We start from the raw sequence: 19311 nt of genomic DNA, 5'->3' as shown, positions 1-19311 counted from the left end.
CCGACGCAACGCCCGCCATCTTTCTGCGACAGAACCACGGAATACAAAGAGCACGATGAAGATCATCGACACACACAGCCACGTCATCTCGGCCGATACCGCCGCCTACCCCACCGATCCCATCGGCGGGCATCAATCGGAGTGGTCGCGCGACCGGCCAGTGGATGTGACGGGCTTGTTGCGTGCGGCGGATGAAGCAGGCATCGCGAAATCGGTGGTAGTGCAGGCATCGACGGTGTACGGACACGACAACCGCTACGTGGTGGACGCCGTACGTGCGTATCCGGATCGTTTCGTCGGCGTGTATTCCATCGATGCGCTGGCCGCGGATGCCGTGCAGCAGATCGACCGCTGGCAGGCCGCAGGGCTCTCCGGCTTTCGCCTTTTCACCACTGGCAGCACGATGCCCGGTCAATCCGACTGGCTCGGCCACAAGGATTCGTACCCCGCCTGGGCGCATGCCGAAGCGCTCGATATCCCGATCTGCCTGCAGATGACGATGGAAGGTCTGCCCGCACTGCGCTCGCTGCTGGAACGTTTCCCCAAGGTGCGCGTGCTGCTCGATCATTGCGCGCGCCCCGAGCTTGCCGATGGCGCGCCCTACGCGGCAGCGGCCGCATTGTTCGACATGGCCAACTTTCCAGGTGTGCATCTGAAACTCACCAATCGGACGCTTGCCGCTTCCGCCGCCGGTCGTTCGACGCCCGCTGCCTTTCTCGAAAAGATCGTGGACGTTTTCGGCGCGAACCGCATCGCCTGGGGCTCGAATTTCCCGGCGGCGGAAGGTTCGCTGTCGTCGCTGGTCGCTGCTGCGCGCGATGTACTTGCGAGCCTGCGCGACAACGAGCAGGCGATGATCTTCGGCGGCACGGCCGAGCGCATTTATCCCGCGCTATCGACGGCACGCGCATGACCGAAACGACGACTCTGCGCACGGTGCTCGCCACGTCGCCGCTGTCGACGCCGCTGAAAAATGGCCAGCTGGTCAGCCCGCGCGTGACACTCGATTTCGTCGAGGTGTCGCCAGTGCACAAGGCATTCGCGCCGATGGTGCGGCAGCAGGCTTACGATCTTTCCGAGCTGGCCATCGTCACCTGCCTGCAGGCAATCGCATACGCTCGACCCGTGGTGCTTCTGCCCGCCGTGGTCGCGTCACGATTCCAGCGCGGCTGCATCATCGCGTATAGGCCGCGCGGTACGATCGAGCCGAAGGATCTCGTCGGCAAGCGCGTCGGTGTGCGCTCGTACACGCAGACCACCGGCATGTGGGTGCGCGCGCATCTGGTCGAAGACGATGGCCTCGTGACCGAAAGCATTCGGTGGCTCACACACGATCCGGCGCACGTCGAGCAATATCGCGACCCGGCATTTGTCGAACACATGAGCGGCGAGAAAAGCCTGCCGGACATGCTGCGCGATGGCGACATCGACGCGGCGATTCTCGGCAACGACCTGCCCAAGGGCGACGAGTTTGTTCCGGTGATCACCGACGCGGCGGCCAAGGATCGCACGTGGTCGCAGCAGCATGGCTTCATGCCGATCAATCACATGGTGGTTGCAGGCAGCGACATCTGCGCGCGGGATTCCGGCGCGGTGAAAGAGGCGTACCGATTGTTGCGCGAAGCCGACGCCATGACGCCTGCGCCGGCAGAAGGACCGAAGACGACGATGTTCGGATTCGAACGTTTGCGTGCACCGGTCGAGTGGGTGATCGACGCCTGCGTGGAACAAGGTTTGCTGCCGCGCACGCTGAGCCTGGACGAAGTGTTCGGGCCGGCCGAAAAGATTCTTGAAGCACTGCACGATTGAAGCAGGACGCCACGGTGACGATCCGGATCGAAGAAGAATCGTTGCCACAGCCAGACATCTTGAGGAAGCCGCAGTCATGAACCAGTCGATCGCCAGCGACACATCACCGGAGCCGCGACAGCACCGCCCCTTCTATCGGGATCTCACGTTCCAGGTGCTGGCCGGCATGGCGCTCGGCGTGGCCGTCGGTGCGCTCGCACCGAACGTCGGCAAGGCGCTCATGCCGCTGGGCGACATCTTCATCCGGCTGATCCAGATGGTGGTGGGGCTGATCATCTTCTGCACGGTCACGCACGGCATTGCCAGCGTGCGCGATCTGGGCAAGGTCGGGCGCATCGCGATCAAGGCGATGGTGTATTTCGAAATCGTCACGAGCATCGCGCTGGTGATTGGCCTGATCACCATCAACGTGCTCAAGCCCGGCATCGGCATGCATGTCGATCCCGCGAAACTGCATGCGGCGGTGACTTCGGGCAAAGCTGCTGCTGCAGCGCCGGAAGGTGTTGGCGCGTTCCTGGTGAATCTGGTGCCGAAATCGGCGGTGGATGCCTTTGCGCAAGGCGAAATCCTGCAGATTCTGGTGTTCTCGGTGTTGTTCGCCTGCGGGCTGGCATCGCTTGGCGAGAAAGCGCAGCCGGTGCTGCGCGTCGTCGATGCGGTGTCGCAGACGCTGTTCTGGATCATCCGCATGGTGATGAAGATCGCGCCGATCGCCGCGTTCGGATCCATCGCCTTCACCGTCGCGCAGTTCGGCCTCGCGTCACTGATTCCACTGGGCGCATTGATCGGCGAATTCCTGCTGACGTGCGTGTTGTTTTTCGCTCTCGTGCTTGGGCCGATTTCTCTTTATGCCGGCTTCAATCTGCTCAAACTGATGAGCTACATCCGTGAGGAACTCGTGCTGGTGCTTGGCACCAGTTCATCCGAAAGCGTGTTCCCGCAACTCACCGCCAAGCTCACGAAACTCGGCGTCGATCAATCGGTGGTCGGCATGGTGTTGCCCACCGCCTACAGCTTCAACCATGACGGCACCTGCCTTTATTTCGCGGCCGTCGCGGTGTTTCTGGCGCAGGCCACCGGCACGGCACTGGGCTGGGAACAGCAACTGGGTTTGCTGGCGATTCTGCTGCTGACGTCCAAGGGTGGCGCCGGCGTATCGGGTTCAGCGATCGCCGTGCTGACCATGACGCTTGCGGCAACCAAGACCATTCCGGTCGGCAGCATCTATCTGATCCTGGGCATTCATCGAGTGCTGTCGGCGTTTTTCGTGTTCACCAATATCGCTGGAAATTGTGTTGCAACCATCGTGGTCGGCAAGTGGGAGAAAGCTGTCGACCGCGGGCAATTGAAGAGAGAACTCGACGCGGGCTATCAGGCTGCCTGAAGCCGCGCCGCACGGACTGACTTTCCACCACGAATAGCACATACCTCGCGTGGCTTCCGGCCGCGTGACGGGGAGGATCATGCTCATGAATCGCTTCGCCCTCAGTTCCGCCATTCTCGTTGCACTTGCGGCGATCGCCACGACGGCCGTTGCGCAAACTTCTTCTGCGCAGCCGCCCGTTGCCACCAGCACGGATGTCGCGGCCAAGCCCGCAGCTGCCCCATCCGACGATGCCGATGCTTCCAAATCGACGTCCAAAGGTCCGCTTTCGCCGCTGGCGAAAAAGCTGAAATCCGACGGCATCGTTTTTCGCAGCGCGCTCGTCAATCAATACGCGAACAACGTCACCGGCGGCATCCATCAAGGCCATACGAATGTCGGCCAGTTCAATATCGGCGCCGACTTCGACCTCGGCACCATGTGGGGACTCGACGGCGGATCGTTCCACTTCACCGTGTATCGCGACTACGGGCAAAGCCTCAACAAGTACGTCACCGGCACATTTACCAAGCAGCAGTACATCTACAAGAACGAGTTCTACCGCTGGCATCTGGGCCTGTTTGCGTACGAGCAGAAATTGATGGACGACAAACTCGACATCGTCGTCGGTCGCCTTGGCACCACCACGTATTACGGCCACCTGGTCACCAATTGCCAGTTCGAATCGGCCGATACCTGCGGCGAGCCGCGCATTCTGGTTTCGGAAGCAGGCTTCAGTTTGCTGCCGTCGGCGACGTGGGGCATCAACATCAAGGCGCATCCGACCGAGCACACGTATCTGGAAACCGGCGTGTTCGAAGTCAACCCGACCACCTCCGCCAGCAACGGCCTGGACTGGTCGATCGCCAACGCCAACGGCGTCACCGTGCCGCTCGAATGGGCGTGGCAGAAAGCTGATCCGGCCACGTATCGCTATCCGTTCGAACTGAAGGTCGGCGCGTTCCTCAGCACCTCGCCGCTGACCGATCCCTACTTCAATACCGTCGGCCGATCGAAGGCGCTTTACGGCGGCACCGCGCTCACGGTGAACAGCAGCCGCGACGGCGTCTACGTGATGGGCGATCGCGTGATCTATCGCCCGAATGACGACAGCTCGGAAAACCTCAACTGGTTCGGCGGCATGGTCCAGCAGCTGGACGAATCGGAGATCATGCGCCAGCAGATTTACACCGGCTTCGTGTGGACCGGCCTGTTCCCAGCGCGTCCGCACGACACGTTCAATTTTCAGGTATCGGAATTCGAACTGACGCCGCGCGAGCGGGAATTCCTGCGCGACGCACGCATCAAGAAAGGCGGCACCGGCACCAACGCCGCGCATCAGACGGCGTACGAGTTGAGTTATGGCTGGCACGTTTCGCGCGGGTTGGAGCTGATGCCGAGCGTCCAGTACATCGTGCATCCGGACAACTCGAGCATCACCACGACGAAGATTTTCCCGAAGAACATGTTCACGTACGGCGTGAGCCTGCGCATGGATCTGGGCAACATGCTCGGCTTCGAAAAAGGCGCCGCGGGCGATTGATCCCCAACTCAGGAGCAAACAGACATGACGGATAAAACAGCATTGGTGGTCAGCGCGCATTCGGCTGATTTCGTTTGGCGCGCCGGCGGCGCGATTGCGTTGCATGCGTCGATGGGCTGGGCAGTAACGGTGGTTTGCCTCTCCTTCGGTGAACGCGGCGAATCGGCCAAGTTATGGAAACAGGGCGGCATGACGCTCGACAAGGTCAAGACCGAACGACGCAAGGAATCCGAACTCGCCGCGCGGAAACTTGGCGCGACCGACATCCAGTTCTGGGATCTGGGCGACTACCCGATCAAGCTGGACAACGAGTCACTGTTCCGGCTTGCGGATCTGTATCGCGCCATTCGACCGGCATGGGTGATGAGCCATTCGCGCGTCGATCCGTACAACGGCGACCACCCCGCAGTGAGCGCGTTTACGCAGGAGGCGCGCATCGTCGCGCAGGCGCACGGCCACCACCCGGACACGCCGGTGATCGGCGCGCCGCAGGTGTATCTGTTCGAGCCCCACCAACCCGAGCAATGCGGCTGGAAGCCGAACGTGATCCTCAACATCACCGAAGCGTGGGAAGCCAAGCGCGCCGCGATCGAATGCATGCAGGGCCAGGAACATCTGTGGGAGTACTACACCCGGGTGGCGTTGCAGCGTGGCGTGCAAGGGGGACGAAACTCCGGCGTGCCGATGACGTATGGCGAAGCGTACGAGGCGATCTTCCCGTCGGTGGTCGGCGTGCTCGCCTGAGTAGTCGCACGCTCAGCAAGTAGCGGGCGATTCGTATTTGCCCGCTACGTGGCCGGCGTGTCGAACCGGTACGGCGTGGCCTGTGCCGATGCGCGCATGTCGAACTTTCGCGTAAAAGCGTTCAGACGTCCATACGGCTCAAGATTGATCGTCGCGCGAAAGGCCAGATGTTCGACCAGGCAGAACAGTGATGCTTCAAGCACGCTGATATCGTGCGGCGGCAGCGCGGCAATGATCGATGGCGCCCTGTCGTTGAGCCATTCCAGCGCGTTGCGCAAGCTGGTGGCGGCCTTGACGAAGTAGATGCTGCCGGCGGGAAGCCCGGCGATCTGCGTGCCCAGGCCCAGTTGCACCTGTGCCTGCATCGCGTGCCACACGAGCTCCTGCGCGTTGCTCGCGTTCACGTCGCGCATGTTTTCGGGCCACACGATGCACGAAGGTGCCGGCGCCATTTCCGCGAGCTTGCGGCAGATGTTTTCGGCGCCTAGAACGATGCTGTCGCCGAGCTTCAGCACGGGCAGCTTAAGCGCGGGATTGCCCGCATAGTCCGCTCTATTCAGCGATGTCAGATCGAACACCGGCTCGAACGCGCACGCCACGCCGAGCTCCAGCGCGAACACGCGCACCAGTCGGGTGAAGTGCGAACTGCTGCGCCCGACGATGCAGGGAACGATGGCGTCACTCATGCGTTGATCCTTAAGGATGGCGTGCGATCGCGACTACGCGACCGGCGCTTTCAGGTAGGTGGCGACGTTCACTGCGAGCCTGCGCGAATCAAGGTTCGCTTCGAAAAGATGCCCGCGCAAACTGTGCGTATAGCCGATGAAGTACAAGCCGGGGCTGGCCGTGGGTTCACCGGAATGCGTAACGGGCTCGGCATCCGCATCGAGTGCCGTGGTCGGTTCGATCAGCGATGCCAGCCCCGTCGAGAAACCCGTCGCCGCGATGATCGCGTCGAACGATTCCGTCTGCCCGTCCGCAAACACCGCCTGCGTTTCGGTCAACCGTACCAGCGTGGCACGAACTTGCACCCTGCCTTTCTTCAATGCGTCGACGAAGCCGACGTCGATCACCGGCACGCGTCGGCTCGAATACGGCCGCCAGTCCGCTGCAGGAAATCCATGGCGTGTGAGGTCGCCGAACACCAGCCGTGCCGTGAACTTGCCGATGCGATCCGCAATGCGCGGTGGCAACCTGCTCAGCAGCATGCTGGTTCGCTGCACGGGTTGGCCGAACGGATCGCGGGGCACGATCGGTGGCGGCGTGCGCACGCTGATCGCGACGAACGATGCGCCGTTGTCGATCAGATCGGTCGCGATTTCCGCGCCGCTGTTTCCCGCGCCCACCACCAGCACGCGCTTGCCTGCGAAAGGCGACGCGTTGCGATAGTCAACCGAGTGGATGAGCTCGCCGGTGAAATTTTCGAGACCCGGCAAAAACGGCATGCGCGGCACGCCGTATTGACCGACGGCGATGACGACGACCGGCGTTTCCCATTCCGTCGTTGCGCCGGTGATTCGCCAGCGAACCGGGGTGCCTGGCTCCATTCGTATTTTTGTCACTGCGCAATCGGCCACGATGTCGAGCTTGAAGTGACGCGCGTAATCCTGCAGGTAGGCCACGTATTCATCGCGCGCAAGATAACGGCCGCGGCCGCGCGGAATCGGGTAGTGCGCCAGCCCGGAATGCTTGCGCACGGTGTGCAGGTGCAGCCGGTCGTAACGTCGCGCCCAGGTGCCGCCGGGTTGCGAATCCTGTTCCAGCAACACCGCGTCGATGCCCAGCTTCTGCAACGCGCCCGCCGCGGACAGGCCCGCTGCGCCGGCTCCGACGATCACCACATCGGCTTGCGGCATGTGACGTACTCCCGACAAGACAGACTCGCGCGCGATCATGCGCATGCATCGAGACAGACTAGGTCGGAGGTCATACGGGGTCAATGCAACGTGCCTCGACTCTGAGGCAAAGCGCATTCACACGCATGCTCCACGACTCGATCTGGCAGACATTTTCCGGCCATGCCCTTCATGGATTCCCTGCAGGCATCGCGTTCACCTATGATCGCGACATCACGCCAGGGGGAGTGAACCATTGAGCTTCGTGCGAATTGTCGGCGTCATCGGCGCCATTGTTCTGCTTGCCTTCCTGTTTCATCGCAGCCGCGATCCGTTGCGCACGTCGCTGCCATTTGGCTCGGCCGATCTCTCGCTGGTGGCACCGGCGCTGCAACGCCTTGATGCCAGTGACCGCGCGCTCGTCGAAGCCTACGTGAAGCGCAGCAACGGCGATGTGCTGCTGCCGTCGATGGCCGACCCCGAACAGCCGTTCACTGCGCGCACTTTCGGAGAAGCCATCGCGCTGGAAAAGACATGGGATATCACGCGCGATACGCAGACGGCGCTGGCGATGAAAGGCATCGACGCGCTCAACGAGGCCATGGCTCCCTTGCGCGCCGTCGTGCAGGCGGACGTGCAGCACATCGACATGATGTCGCCGCGCCAACTGGCTGGCGCGATCGAACTGACCCGCGACATCAAGTCCGCGCTGCCGGGCAACCAGCCCACGATCTTCGTGGTCACCGTGTCGCTACACAATCTGGGCAGCGAGGCGATCGTCGGCGTTACCGGCGCACTCGAGGCGCGCGATCGCGATGCCACGTTGCCGCTTGATCTGTGCTGGGTCGATATCGGCCCGCAGGATCGCATCGACCCCGCCGGCCGCACGGAAATCCGCTGCGCCGATCCGCATCGCTACGTAAGCGAAGAACAACGCGCATTCATGCACGCGCCGCACGACCGTTACACCGTGGTGTGGAAACCGAAAACAGTGTCGTTCGAGGACGGCACGCGTCTGGCGACCAACTTGTAACTCGATCGACCCGCCGATGGCTCGCGCTGAACTGCTATTTGCCTGCCTGATTTTTAGCCTGTACTTCGTCGATGTATTGCAGTTCGCCCAAAGACTTCGGCTCACCGGGAATTTTCTTCAGGCACGCGTTGTACGCATCGCGCGCCGCCCCGTACTGGTGGAGCTCGACAAGATTGAAGCCCTGTCCGCGCAACGCCTTGCAGGTGAGGTCGGCGACTTCCTCCGCCGGCGCCGTAAGTTGGGCGAATGCCTCGGCCGACTTGAATAAGTCCAATGACGTGTTCCACTGCTTCTTTTGTTCGTAGGCGAAGCCGAGCTCCATGTTGTATTGCGTGTCGTACGGTGCGAGTGCGAGCGCCTTGCGCAGCTCCACGATCGCATCATCGTAGCGGGCCATTTCGTTGTACGCGTAGCCGCGGCCCCAATATGCCATGGCCCACGCCGGGCCGATGGCTTCGGAAGAAACCGGCGGCTTGGCACTGGCGGACATGGCCAGGTAGATGAGCGCGTCCTCCGTGCCACGCGCGCTGTAGATTTTCTTCTTGCTGTTGCCGTATCGGCTTTCGTAACGATGAACCACTTCATCGAACGGGCCGTCGATGGCCGCCTGGATCTGCCCGGCCTGGATCATTTGCAAACCATCGACCACACGTCGGACATCCGCATCGGCGTCGGCGGCGTTCTTGCTGCCTGGTTGAGCGATGACGATGCGAGTTCCCGGCTTTGCTTTTTCTGGCGTCGACGCACAGGCGGCCAGCGCCAGCATCGAAACCCACGCCATTCCTTGCCAAGCTCTTTTCATGTCACCGCTCCCTTGATGAATGTTGTCTCTCGCGGTCGCGAATACGGCGCTATTTGTAGACCCAGAATTTCGATACCAGGAACGAGATCATCGCGAGCCCGATCTCGACCACGGGTTTGATCGCCCACACGGATTGCAACGACACCTGCGCGCGTAAAACCGACATCAGCAAGGTACTGATGATGGTCAGCGGTATCCACATGATGAGAAAGCGCGCGAGCGCCCCTCGATGCAGACGTCGGGGCGCGGGCGAGGAAAACGTGGTGGTGCCGTTGAGCAGAAAGCCGACACAGGCGCCGCTGATCCGGCCGCAGATATTTGCGCCGGCCACCGCCACGCCCAAGGCGGTCAGGCCAACCAGCACGCCAGTGTCGATGGCGACCTGCAGCAGTCCCACGATGCCGAATAGAACGATCTGGCGAACCCACGAACTCACATGGAAATCCTTTCGGTCGGGCTCCGCGGACCGCGACATGCCACGCGGCGACGAGTGTAGCGATCTATGACATCGAGTATCGAATGCTGCACAAACGTCGCCACACGTCGCGACATGGGGTCTTTGGAACATCAAGGCACGATCACGCATCCGCATGCCATCGTATGGCGTATAAATCGTGTACCACATCGTCGTCACAGGAATCCGCCCCATGAACCCGCTCCTCAAGTTCGCTGCACTTACGCTTGTCGGCACGGCTGTCATCGCTTCTCCGGCATTCGGCGCATTGAAGGAAGGCACACATGCGCCTGACTTTTCCGCACCGGCGTACCTCGCCGGCCAGCCTTTCACATTCAAGCTTGCCGACGCTTTGAAGAAGGGTCCGGTGGTCGTCTACTTCTTCCCCGCCGCGCATACCTCGGGCTGCAATATCGAAGCGCATCTGTTTTCCGAAGCCATCGATCAGTTCGAGGCGCAACACGCCACGGTGATCGGCGTCACCGCCGGCAACATCACCGAGCTGGCAGCGTTCTCGAAGGAAACCGAACATTGCGGCGGCAAGTTTCCGGTGGCCGCCGATGATGGTGCGACCATCGCAAAGGAATACGACGCCATGTTGCTGCTGCGGCCAGGCTGGTCGAATCGCACGTCGTACGTGATCGCGCCGTCTGGAACCATCACGCATGTGTATTCGAATCTGAGCCCCAAGAAGCACGTCGAGGAAACACTCGATGCTGTGAGGGCGCTCAATAGATAAAGCAATATCCACACGCATCCGGGCAGCCACGTTGCCCTGATGCATGTCTCCAAGTCTCGTGCGTTACGATGCCGCTCCTCGCGATGGATCGACAGTCGCCGCGATCTCTGGAGATGTTTCGTGTCGCACTACGCCGGCCCCCTGTTCACGCGTGACGTTGCTGAGTCTATGCTCGCCGCACGGGATGGCGGCGCGCGTGAATGGACCGGATCACTCGACCTTGGAATGTCCAGCGATCACGCATGGCTGGACGCCGATGCATGGCACTGGCGCGGCCAGCAGCTTCCCTATCCGTCTGCGTTGAAAGACCGCACGATTTACTACTTCGACGGCGACGATTACGCGCCGGTATCGCGCTTTTCCGGTTCGCTGATCAAGTTGGTGCCAACCGAATGGGGCGCTCCCACGTTCGAGATCGATGGCATCAAGATGCTGCCGACCTCGAAAGAGTCACCGTTCGAAGATGCGCGCCGCAAGGTGGCGCTGATCGAACCGCGCGGCAAGGTGGTGCTGGATACGTGCGGCGGCCTCGGCTATTTCGCCGCCTGTTGTATCGAAGCGGGTGCCGCGTGCATCCACTCATTCGAAAAGAACGCCGACGTGCTGTGGCTGCGAACGCTCAACCCATGGTCGCCCGATCCCGAGGCACCGTCGAACCGCGGCCGCCTGCAACTCGCGCACGCTGATGTATCTCAAGCCGTACTGCAGATCGCCGATGCCTCGGTGGACGCGCTGCTGCACGATCCGCCGCGCTTCGGCATCGCCGGCGAACTCTATTCGCAGGCATTCTACGATCAGCTTGCCCGCGTACTGCGCCGCGGCGGCCGCCTTTTTCATTACACCGGCAGCCCCAACAAACTCACCAGCGGCCGCGACGTGCCGCGCGAGGTCGCCAAGCGCCTGGAGAAAGCCGGCTTCAAGGCGCAACTTGCGCTGGACGGCGTGCTGGCGACGCGGCGCTGATTGCAGCGTGCTGGCAAGAACAAACTTCAACAAGCACGCGAAATTGATTGAATCAAATTCGCTGAATGAAGTCTCTGTCATGCCACAAAAACTTGCGCACATTCCTACGACGTTTTTATTGTGATCCAGAGCAAACTAGCGATAACTCCCGCGCGTAGTCTGCACATTGCACATTGTGTGCACTCAAGGAGAAGAGGATGAACTTCAAACCACTTATCATTGCTTCGGCACTTGTCGTCGGCGGCGCATTCCTGCCTAAGCCGGTGCTTGCTTTACAGCCATGTAGCGCTTGCGAAGCGGAATATCACGCGTGCATTGTCGCGGGCGGCACGCCGAGTGCTTGCGCGTCCAGCTTGCTTGGCTGTCAAGGCTGCCCCCCGTTCACGAGACAAGCAAAAGCACTCGTTCGGGAAAAATCAAAGCCATTGCAAGCTTTGCGAAACAATCCATAGCTGCCTCGCACGGATTTCATGGCGATATGAAAAAGCCTGGCGCCACGCCAGGCTTTTTTAAGGCAACATCACGATTCAACATCACGATTGATGTATGAAAAGCCTTTAACCCATCCCGCGAAGCAGGCTATGCGGCAGATAGGGTGTGCCACCTAGTTGGAAATTGTCTCGTCGCGCTGAGCCATTAAGGCTAGCGGCTTATTCTGCCGAACCGACCAAGTGCGGAATGGCTATTCCGCATCGCCGAAGTGCCCTATCGCGCACGGCATACGTCTTCCCGGTATGCTCCGGCGCGTGTGAAATTGCCCTACTATCACGCGATGCTCACACCCGATTCCTTGCCAACGAACCATGCCCGACGCGGCAGCCTGGCCTGTGTTGGCCTGGGCATGACGCTTGGTTCGCACTTGACGCCACTGGCGCGCAGCCACATAGAGCAGGCAGACGTGGTATTTGCCGGACTTTCCGACAGCATCGTGGAGCTGTGGCTGGGCCGTATGCATACGGATGTGCGCAGCCTTCAGCCCTACTACGCCGAAGGCAAGTCGCGGATGAAGACCTACCGCCAATGGGTCGACCTGATCATGGCCGAGGTTCGCGCCGGCAAGAAAGTTTGCGGGGTTTTCTACGGCCATCCCGGCATCTTCGCCTGGTCGCCGCACAAGGCCATCGAAGTTGCGCGCGCGGAAGGCTTCAAGGCCCACATGGAGCCTGGCATTTCCGCTGAGGATTGCCTCTACGCCGATCTGGGCATCGATCCGGGTCGATTCGGCTGCCAGCATTTCGAAGCAAGCCAACTGCTTTTCTACGAGCGCCGTATCGACCCCACGAGTTATCTGGTGCTGTGGCAGGTGGGTCTGGTGGGCGACTTGTCGCTGGCGCGATTCGAGACCGGCTCTGCGTATCGGCAGGTATTGGTGGACGTGCTGAGCGAGGATTATCCGCTCGACCATGAAGTGATCATCTATCGTGGCGCCACGCTGCCCATCGACCAGCCGCGCATTCGCCACGTCAGGTTGAGCGATTTGCCGAATACACCAATCACCACGGAAGAAACGGTGGTGTTGCCGCCTGCCATGGCGTTGAAACAAAATCTCGCCATTCGTGCAAGGTTGAAAGCGCTCGACGAGGAAACAGCCATGGCTTGACGTACAACGTCGGCCTGGAACACACCTTGGGCACTTGCCCGAGGATCAGGACAACAGGGGGAAACATGTCAGACACCATCGATTTGCTGGAATCCATCGGCCAGAACGCCGCTTTGCGTCACGCAACTCCCGAGGAGCTCGTGGAAGTACTGGTGGATGCGCAGGCATCCGAAGTCTTCAAGGCGGCGGTGGCCACCGGTGAAAGTGCCCTGCTCTTCAAGGAGTTCGGCCACAAGCCGATGCAGCTTCCTCACACGCAAGGACCTGGCCATGAAGAAGAGGAACAGGACGAGGACGATGATGCACCGCGTCCTGTAAACCCCGATCACGATCAACCGCCGCTTCCAGGCTAGGTGACAACGACATGTCGCGCTGGTGGCGCTGCTCTGTGAAGCCATGGTCCGCACTCGCGGCCTTGGCTTTCTGCGCGGTTGTGCAGGCCACGGCGACGAACGCAGCAACCTCCAACGCGAGCGATCTGCTCGACCGAACCGAAAGCCTGCGCACGAAGGACCATCCGCAGTTTGTCCGCATGCTGCAGCAGGTCCATCGCGACGCGATCCACTTGCCCAGCGGACAGCAATGGCAGTTGCGTTATCTCGACGCGTGGGAGACCGCCTTTCAGGGTGATTACGGGAAGGCCGAAGGACAACTTCAAAGTGTGATCGACCATTCGGGCGACCCCACGCTCGTTGCCAAGGCATCCGCCTTGCTGATGAGCGCCAAGGGAATCAACAACCGTTACGAAGAAGCTTTCCAGCTGGCAAATCAGCTGGCAACGAACCTCCCGAAAATACAGGACAAGCTGGCTCGCTTTCTTGTCCTGTACAACCTGTCCCAGTTGCTGGGCTCCGCCGGCCAGAACGACCTGGCGATCCGCTATGCACAGATGATGGAAGACGCGCTTCCACCGGGTGAAACACTGTGCATGCCGTTGACCCAGGAAGTTGCTGCGCTCTACTACAGCAAGCGGCTCACCTCCTCCAGTCCCGAACTGCAGCGAGCCGTCGACAGTTGTCAGAACTCGGGGCAGCCGGTTTATGCCAACTTCGTGTGGCTGATCAGGAGCAGCGTGTATCTGGACGAAGGGCATCCGGACAAGGCGCTGACACTGCTCAACCGCATCGCCCCGAGCATCCGCGACAACGACTACCAGGCGCAGATACTTTCGTGGCAGGCGGCCATGGCGCAGACGTACGCCAAGCTCGGCGACGATGCCAATGCCCGCGCGATGGCTCTCGACGTGGTATCCGCAGGTGGCTCTGGCGACGACAACGAACCATTGCGCAATGCCTATGAAGTGCTTTACCAGGTCGAGAAGAAAGACGGTGATGCAGCTGCAGCACTCGCGTACTACGAACGATATGTTGCCCAGGACAAGGGCTATCTCAATGCCGTCAGCGCCCGCGCGATGGCCTATCAGATGGCGCAGCAGCAAGTCCTGACCAAGAAGCTCGAAACCGAGGCACTCAGCAAGCAGAACAATATCCTTCGCCTGCAGCAGGCGCTGGATAAAAAAGCGGTGGAAGCCAGTCGGCTGTACATCGTCCTGTTGCTGATGGCGATCGCCTCGATCGCGTTCTGGCTGTTTCGGCTCAAGCGTTCACAGCTTCGCTTCAAGCGACTGTCGCGTTGCGACGGCCTGACCGGCATCTACAACCACCAGCACTTCATCAGCGAAGCCGATCGCGTGCTGCGCCTGCTGGAAAAGAAACGCATCCACGCCTGCCTGATCTCGATCGACCTCGATCATTTCAAGGAGGTCAACGACAACCACGGCCATGCCATGGGCGACGCCGTGTTGAAGCGCACGGTTGCGATCTGCCAGCAACAGTTGCGCGCGGCCGATGTGTTTGGCCGTCTGGGTGGTGAAGAGTTCGGCGTGTTGTTGCACGGCTGCTCACGCGATCAGGGCATGGAGATCGCCAATCGCATCCGCGTGGCCATCGAAGCCACGCCGATGATGGAGAACGGCTGCATCGTGTCGATTTCCGCCAGCGTCGGCCTGGCGTCCAGCGACACCTGCGGTCACGGCCTGCAACGCCTGCACATGGAAGCAGACGCTGCGCTCTATCGCGCCAAGCGCGCGGGGCGCAATCGCGTCATCGCCGACATTGAAAAAGACGATCTGGTCGCCGCCTGAATCGGGGCGACAACCCGTGTATCCGACTAGCCGACGAAGGCCTTGAGCAGTTGATCGACTGGCCGGCGCAGAATGCTCTCGTTGGTGAAGAACATCATCTGGCCGTCCTTGATGTGCACGCGGATGTCTGCAGCGGCGAGGCGTTTTTCGAGCCCTGACAGTCGCGCCGGCGCGATCTGCACCATGCAGATATTGCTCGCATCGGGTATGCGTTGCAGCGTGAAGCCGCCCGCAGATTGCAGCCCGGCGAGCAGTTGTTCGCCATGCGCACGCGCCTGGATGAAACGACCTGCAAAACCGGGTAGCGCGTCGAGCGCCGGCAAGGCGGCCTGCCAGCCACGTTTGATGAGGCCGCCAAAAACATGCCGCAATTCGCGTGCCTTCGCGATGGATTGCCTGTCGCCGGCGAGAATGGCGCCGAACGGCGCGCCAAGATATTTGTAGAGCGACACGTACACCGTGTCGAACAAGGCACTGGTGCGTCTCAGGTCGAAGCCCTGCGTGCCGGAAAGCAACAGCGAGCGCGCACCGTCCCAGTGCATGCCGATGCCGTGCTGTTTCGCCAGCACCGAAATGCGTTGCAGCTGGTCGAACGACACGCTGGCGCCATCGTGTCGACGCACCGGGCTTTCGATCGAGATCGCACCGACCTTCAGCGGATAGTGCCCGTGCTCGGCTTCGTCGATCGCCGCTGCAATCTCGTCATGACCCGGCATGACCTTGCCCGCCGCGAGCGGCACAAGGTTGATGCCGCTGAGCAACTGCGTGGTATCGCTTTCGTCCAGGTAAAGATGGCTGTCGTGCTGCACGAGCGCGTGACGGTTCTCGCCGCACAGCAGGCGCACGGCCACGTGGTTGGCCAGCGTACCGGTGGGCATGAACGCAGCGTCGGGTTTGCCAAGCATCACCGCCATGGCTTTTTCGAGAGCATCGACAGCGCCTTCCTCCAGATAGTTGTCGTCCGCCAGCGCATGTGTTTCGACCAGTTGCACGAGTTGTCGCGCCGTTTCAAGTGGTGTCAGTGGCGCACTGTCGCCGACGAGCGCTACCGTTCTTGAGGTTGACGCGATCGCAGGCCTTTTGGCGGCGCCTTGTGCAAACAGTGAAGGCGCGCCCTGCATCAGGCCGATACCGGCGATGGCCGCCGGTGCGGCGGTCAGAAAGCCGCGTCTGCTCAGTGTCATGCCATGTCTCCCGATGATGGTCGTGGTTACACACGGTGTTGCTCAGTCCGAACGATGACTATGCCCATACAAGCCCGCCGACCATGCGATCACGGCCGTCGGCCTTGGCGCGATACAACGCTTCATCCGCGCGATGGAGCAACGCCTCCGGCGATTCCGTGGCGCAGGGAATCACGGCGGCAAGGCCGATGCTGATGGTGACGTGCAGCGCGGTGCTCGACGACCGATGGTCGATCGCGAGTTTGCGCACGGCTTCGAGAATGCGCGTCGCCACGCTGGCGGCCCGGTAGGCGTCGCAATCCGTCAGCAGGATCGCGAACTCCTCGCCGCCATAGCGCGCGGCGAGATCCGCATCCGGATGCAGCGCCTTGGCGAGCGCGCCGGCCACGGCCGTCAGTGCGACGTCGCCAGCGAGATGTCCGTAAGTGTCGTTGTACGCCTTGAACGCATCGACGTCGCACATCAGCACGGCCAGCGGCGTACCGCTCGCCGCATGCGCAAGCAAGGCCTCGCGCAGACGTTGATCGAATGCGCCACGATTCGCAATGCGGGTGAGTCCGTCCAGTGCAGCGATGCGTTTCAACTCCGCGTTTGCGTCGTGCAATGCCTGGGTACGTTGCACGACCTGGCGCGTCAGCTCGCGTTCGCGTTCCTGCAAACGCCACACACGCAGGCGATAAATCGCCGCGAGCAGACCGATGACGATAAGCGCGACCAGCGTGCGCAGCCACCAGGTTTCGTACCAGCTCGGCACAATCGTGAAAGCCATGCGTGCGCCGTCGGTGTTCCACACGCCGTCGTTGTTGGCCGCAATCACCCGGAACACATAATCGCCCGGCGGAAGATTGGTGTAGCTGGCAGTGCGGCTCGCCCCGGCTTCGATCCAGTCACGATCGAAGCCATCGATGCGATATCGGTAGATCACTGCGGCGGGCGCGACGTAGCTCATCGCGGCATAGTGCAGTTCGATGCGTTCCGTGCCGGGGCCGATCCGGCCGATGCGATTCACAGCGACTTCCCTGCCATCCACCAGCACGCGTTCGATGGCCACCGGCGGGGGCATCCGGTTCATGCGCCCGTGTTTCGGATCCACGATGACCACGCCGTCGGCGGTGCCGAACCACATGCGTCCGTCACGCGTGCGCCATGCCGGTGTCTGTGATGCGCCATTGGCCTGCTGCGACAGCATGCCGTCGTTCTTGCCGTACCAGTGCGGCTCCGCCTGCGCCAGCGTGCCGCGATCGAGCGCATCGATATCGCTCCATGCCATTCGCGCAATGCCACGATTCGAACTCACCCAGACATGCGCATCATCGTCATCGAGCATGGCGAATACCGCATCACCATAGAAACCTGCGCGCTTCGTGAAAGCCTGCACCACCTCCTTGCGTATGCGCATGAGCCCGAGGCTGGTGCCGAGCCACAGGTCGCCATTCGCTTCGGGATGAAACGCGAACACGCTCATCCCCGGCATGCCATCGGTGCCGCATTGATCGACCACGCCATCGCGCGCACAACGCAAGCCGCTGCGCTCGCCGATCCACAGTCGACCGTCCGCATCTTCGTACAGTGCGCGCGTGTCGTCGCCGCGCGTGCCGGCAATCACATCGACCTTATCGCCGATGATTTTTGCCACGCCCTGGAGCGTTCCCACCCACATGCCGCCATCGCGACCGGGCGCGAACGCGAACACGATGCTGCCGGGCAAACCGTTGCCGATACCGAAATTGCGCACCGTGCCATCGGGCGCGATGCGGCTGACGCCTTCTGTCGAGCCGATCCACAGATTGCCCGTGGCGTCGGACTGGATCGCACGTATCAGCAGGCTTGGCAGCTTCGCATTGATGGCTTTCGCCGGCACCAGCGTCTGATCTTCGTAACGCGCGAGGCCCGCACCATCGGTGCCGACCCAGAGCGTGCCCGCGCTGTCCTGATACACCGCGCGCACGGCGTTGGAATCCATGGCGCCGGTGACGGTAACCAGTTTGGAATCACTGAAACGATGCACGCCGCTGGAAGTGGTTCCCATCCACAGGTTGCCCTCGCGATCCTCGAACATCGAGCGTACGGTTTCACCCAGCATGCCGCTGAGCGTGTTGTCGCAATCGAAGCGCGCGGCGGTCAATCGGCAGATGCCCTTGCCGAGCGGCGCAAACCAGAGGCCGCCATCGCGATCGCCATAAATCGAATAGATACGCTTGCCGTCGAGCGCCGCCGCACGCGGATCGCGTTCGAAATGACCGTTGCGATAAAACACGGGGCCGGCCTGCGTACCGGCCCACACGGTTCCGTTGTGGGCGATCGCAAGGCTGTAAACCTCGTTCGTCGGCAAGCCGCGCTTTGTGTCGAATGTTTCGACCTGACCGTCGTGCCAGTGCACCACGCCGACGCCATCGGCGGCGATCCACACGCCGCCGGTTGCGTCCGCCACGATCGCACGATAGAAACCGCGCGGCGGAAAACCGCTGACTTCGTCAAGCAGGCGAACCCCGTTCGCACCCATTCGCGCGACGCCTGCATTGGTGGTCAGCCAGATCGCGCCACTGCTGCCACTTTGCACGATGCCGAACACGCTCTTGATGTTCGCGGGCAACGCCACCGGTTCAAGCTCGCGCCCGCGGCTGCGATAAAGACCGCCGTTCAAGGTGCCGATCCACAATGTACCGTCGTGATCGACATACACCACTGTGATCGCCGTACTTTTCAACGCCGGCGCCATGCGCGGATCGATGTCGTCGAACTCCGCGCCGCTGTAGTGGACCAGCCCGCCATACGTCGCCAGCCAGATCGAACCGTCCTTGCGTTGCGCAATGGACAGCACCGTGCCCTGCGGCAACTGGTTCTCGTACCAGACGTGCGTGAGTTGGCCGATCGCCCGATCCGGGTCGAGCGCACGCGCCGGCGCGCCCGCGAGCAAGCCGCAGGCGATCAGCACGAACAAACTCCATCCCCCCACGCGACGACTCATGCGCAATCCAATCGCTCCCATGCGACCCGGCTTCCCCGGCACCTTGCCATTCAGCACGCGCCCGTCAGCCATCGGCCCGAAGGCCGAGGCGCGCACTATCGCATATCGCGATGTGGCCGATGGAGCGCCTT

At 61.6% G+C, this 19311-nt stretch carries 17 protein-coding genes; 11 read left to right on the top strand and 6 right to left on the bottom strand.

The annotated features are described in order from the left end of the window. The first annotated feature begins 55 nt into the window (after positions 1-55). The 5 genes from GSQ73_RS07015 (at position 56) to GSQ73_RS06995 (ending at position 5459) form a co-directional block, all read left to right on the top strand. The gene (locus GSQ73_RS07015) at positions 56-913 is read left to right on the top strand and encodes an amidohydrolase family protein (protein ID WP_158882404.1); all 858 of its coding nucleotides are present in this window, start codon (positions 56-58) and stop codon (positions 911-913) included. Beyond that, positions 910-1809: a hypothetical protein gene (locus tag GSQ73_RS07010; protein ID WP_158882402.1), complete on the top strand. Its 900-nt coding sequence runs from the start codon at positions 910-912 to the stop codon at positions 1807-1809. Before GSQ73_RS07015 ends, GSQ73_RS07010 begins: the two co-directional genes overlap by 4 nt. A 76-nt stretch (positions 1810-1885) precedes the next feature. Then, a complete protein-coding gene (gene dctA / locus GSQ73_RS07005; RefSeq protein ID WP_158882400.1) occupies positions 1886-3193 on the top strand; it encodes a C4-dicarboxylate transporter DctA in 1308 nt (435 codons plus the stop codon). Between the two features lie 85 nt (positions 3194-3278). Beyond that, entirely contained in the window at positions 3279-4715 is a 1437-nt protein-coding gene (locus tag GSQ73_RS07000) for a carbohydrate porin (protein ID WP_158882398.1), read from the top strand. Positions 4716-4739: 24 nt separating this feature from the next. Beyond that, positions 4740-5459 carry a PIG-L deacetylase family protein gene (locus GSQ73_RS06995; RefSeq protein ID WP_158882396.1) on the top strand — a complete coding sequence of 240 codons (720 nt, stop codon included), beginning with the start codon at positions 4740-4742 and terminating at the stop codon, positions 5457-5459. Between the two features lie 44 nt (positions 5460-5503). Here GSQ73_RS06995 and GSQ73_RS06990 read toward each other — a convergent pair whose 3' ends face one another. Both GSQ73_RS06990 and GSQ73_RS06985 read right to left on the bottom strand, forming a co-directional pair. Continuing rightward, a complete protein-coding gene (locus tag GSQ73_RS06990) occupies positions 5504-6145 on the bottom strand; it encodes a glutathione S-transferase N-terminal domain-containing protein (protein WP_158882394.1) in 642 nt (213 codons plus the stop codon). 33 nt (positions 6146-6178) lie between these two features. After that, positions 6179-7315: an NAD(P)/FAD-dependent oxidoreductase gene (locus tag GSQ73_RS06985; protein WP_158882392.1), complete on the bottom strand. Its 1137-nt coding sequence runs from the start codon at positions 7313-7315 to the stop codon at positions 6179-6181. Positions 7316-7550: 235 nt separating this feature from the next. On the opposite strand from GSQ73_RS06985, the gene GSQ73_RS06980 reads away from it, so the two are divergent. Further along, positions 7551-8327 carry a hypothetical protein gene (locus GSQ73_RS06980; RefSeq protein WP_158882390.1) on the top strand — a complete coding sequence of 259 codons (777 nt, stop codon included), beginning with the start codon at positions 7551-7553 and terminating at the stop codon, positions 8325-8327. Between the two features lie 34 nt (positions 8328-8361). Here the strand turns inward: GSQ73_RS06980 and GSQ73_RS06975 are convergent, their stop codons facing one another. After that, positions 8362-9129, bottom strand: coding sequence for a hypothetical protein (locus GSQ73_RS06975; RefSeq protein WP_158882388.1), 768 nt, complete (start codon positions 9127-9129; stop codon positions 8362-8364). Positions 9130-9178: 49 nt separating this feature from the next. Further along, complete coding sequence (locus GSQ73_RS06970; protein ID WP_254063311.1) at positions 9179-9565, bottom strand: GtrA family protein; 387 nt, start codon at positions 9563-9565, stop codon at positions 9179-9181. Between the two features lie 211 nt (positions 9566-9776). On the opposite strand from GSQ73_RS06970, the gene GSQ73_RS06965 reads away from it, so the two are divergent. The 5 genes from GSQ73_RS06965 (at position 9777) to GSQ73_RS06945 (ending at position 15028) form a co-directional block, all read left to right on the top strand. Next, positions 9777-10322, top strand: coding sequence for a peroxiredoxin (locus GSQ73_RS06965; protein WP_158882386.1), 546 nt, complete (start codon positions 9777-9779; stop codon positions 10320-10322). A 120-nt stretch (positions 10323-10442) separates the two neighbouring features. Then, positions 10443-11285, top strand: a complete 843-nt coding sequence (locus GSQ73_RS06960; protein WP_158882384.1) for an MnmC family methyltransferase — start codon at positions 10443-10445, stop codon at positions 11283-11285. Between the two features lie 772 nt (positions 11286-12057). Further along, positions 12058-12885 carry an SAM-dependent methyltransferase gene (locus GSQ73_RS06955; RefSeq protein WP_158882507.1) on the top strand — a complete coding sequence of 276 codons (828 nt, stop codon included), beginning with the start codon at positions 12058-12060 and terminating at the stop codon, positions 12883-12885. 65 nt (positions 12886-12950) lie between these two features. Then, positions 12951-13238 carry a hypothetical protein gene (locus GSQ73_RS06950; RefSeq protein WP_158882382.1) on the top strand — a complete coding sequence of 96 codons (288 nt, stop codon included), beginning with the start codon at positions 12951-12953 and terminating at the stop codon, positions 13236-13238. Positions 13239-13273: 35 nt separating this feature from the next. Continuing rightward, on the top strand, positions 13274-15028 hold the full coding sequence (locus GSQ73_RS06945) for a GGDEF domain-containing protein (RefSeq protein ID WP_254063310.1): 1755 nt from the start codon (positions 13274-13276) through the stop codon (positions 15026-15028). Positions 15029-15054: 26 nt separating this feature from the next. Here the strand turns inward: GSQ73_RS06945 and GSQ73_RS06940 are convergent, their stop codons facing one another. Both GSQ73_RS06940 and GSQ73_RS06935 read right to left on the bottom strand, forming a co-directional pair. Continuing rightward, positions 15055-16212, bottom strand: a complete 1158-nt coding sequence (locus GSQ73_RS06940) for a beta-eliminating lyase-related protein (RefSeq protein ID WP_158882378.1) — start codon at positions 16210-16212, stop codon at positions 15055-15057. Positions 16213-16270: 58 nt separating this feature from the next. Further along, complete coding sequence (locus tag GSQ73_RS06935) at positions 16271-19276, bottom strand: two-component regulator propeller domain-containing protein (RefSeq protein ID WP_254063309.1); 3006 nt, start codon at positions 19274-19276, stop codon at positions 16271-16273. Positions 19277-19311 lie beyond the last annotated feature (35 nt).

Source organism: Rhodanobacter sp. L36 (genome assembly GCF_009765755.1).
Taxonomy (GTDB): domain Bacteria; phylum Pseudomonadota; class Gammaproteobacteria; order Xanthomonadales; family Rhodanobacteraceae; genus Rhodanobacter.
This window is presented reverse-complemented; position numbering and strand designations above follow the sequence as displayed.

Coding starts and splice junctions, on each gene's coding strand:
- GSQ73_RS06940 (WP_158882378.1), bottom strand. CDS start 16,212: ATGACACTGAGCAGACGCGGCTTTCTGACCGCCGCACCGGCGGCCATC.
- GSQ73_RS06990 (WP_158882394.1), bottom strand. CDS start 6,145: ATGAGTGACGCCATCGTTCCCTGCATCGTCGGGCGCAGCAGTTCGCAC.
- GSQ73_RS07010 (WP_158882402.1), top strand. CDS start 910: ATGACCGAAACGACGACTCTGCGCACGGTGCTCGCCACGTCGCCGCTG.
- GSQ73_RS06955 (WP_158882507.1), top strand. CDS start 12,058: ATGCTCACACCCGATTCCTTGCCAACGAACCATGCCCGACGCGGCAGC.
- GSQ73_RS06975 (WP_158882388.1), bottom strand. CDS start 9,129: ATGAAAAGAGCTTGGCAAGGAATGGCGTGGGTTTCGATGCTGGCGCTG.
- GSQ73_RS06950 (WP_158882382.1), top strand. CDS start 12,951: ATGTCAGACACCATCGATTTGCTGGAATCCATCGGCCAGAACGCCGCT.
- GSQ73_RS07015 (WP_158882404.1), top strand. CDS start 56: ATGAAGATCATCGACACACACAGCCACGTCATCTCGGCCGATACCGCC.
- GSQ73_RS06995 (WP_158882396.1), top strand. CDS start 4,740: ATGACGGATAAAACAGCATTGGTGGTCAGCGCGCATTCGGCTGATTTC.
- GSQ73_RS07000 (WP_158882398.1), top strand. CDS start 3,279: ATGAATCGCTTCGCCCTCAGTTCCGCCATTCTCGTTGCACTTGCGGCG.
- GSQ73_RS06965 (WP_158882386.1), top strand. CDS start 9,777: ATGAACCCGCTCCTCAAGTTCGCTGCACTTACGCTTGTCGGCACGGCT.
- dctA (WP_158882400.1), top strand. CDS start 1,886: ATGAACCAGTCGATCGCCAGCGACACATCACCGGAGCCGCGACAGCAC.
- GSQ73_RS06985 (WP_158882392.1), bottom strand. CDS start 7,315: ATGCCGCAAGCCGATGTGGTGATCGTCGGAGCCGGCGCAGCGGGCCTG.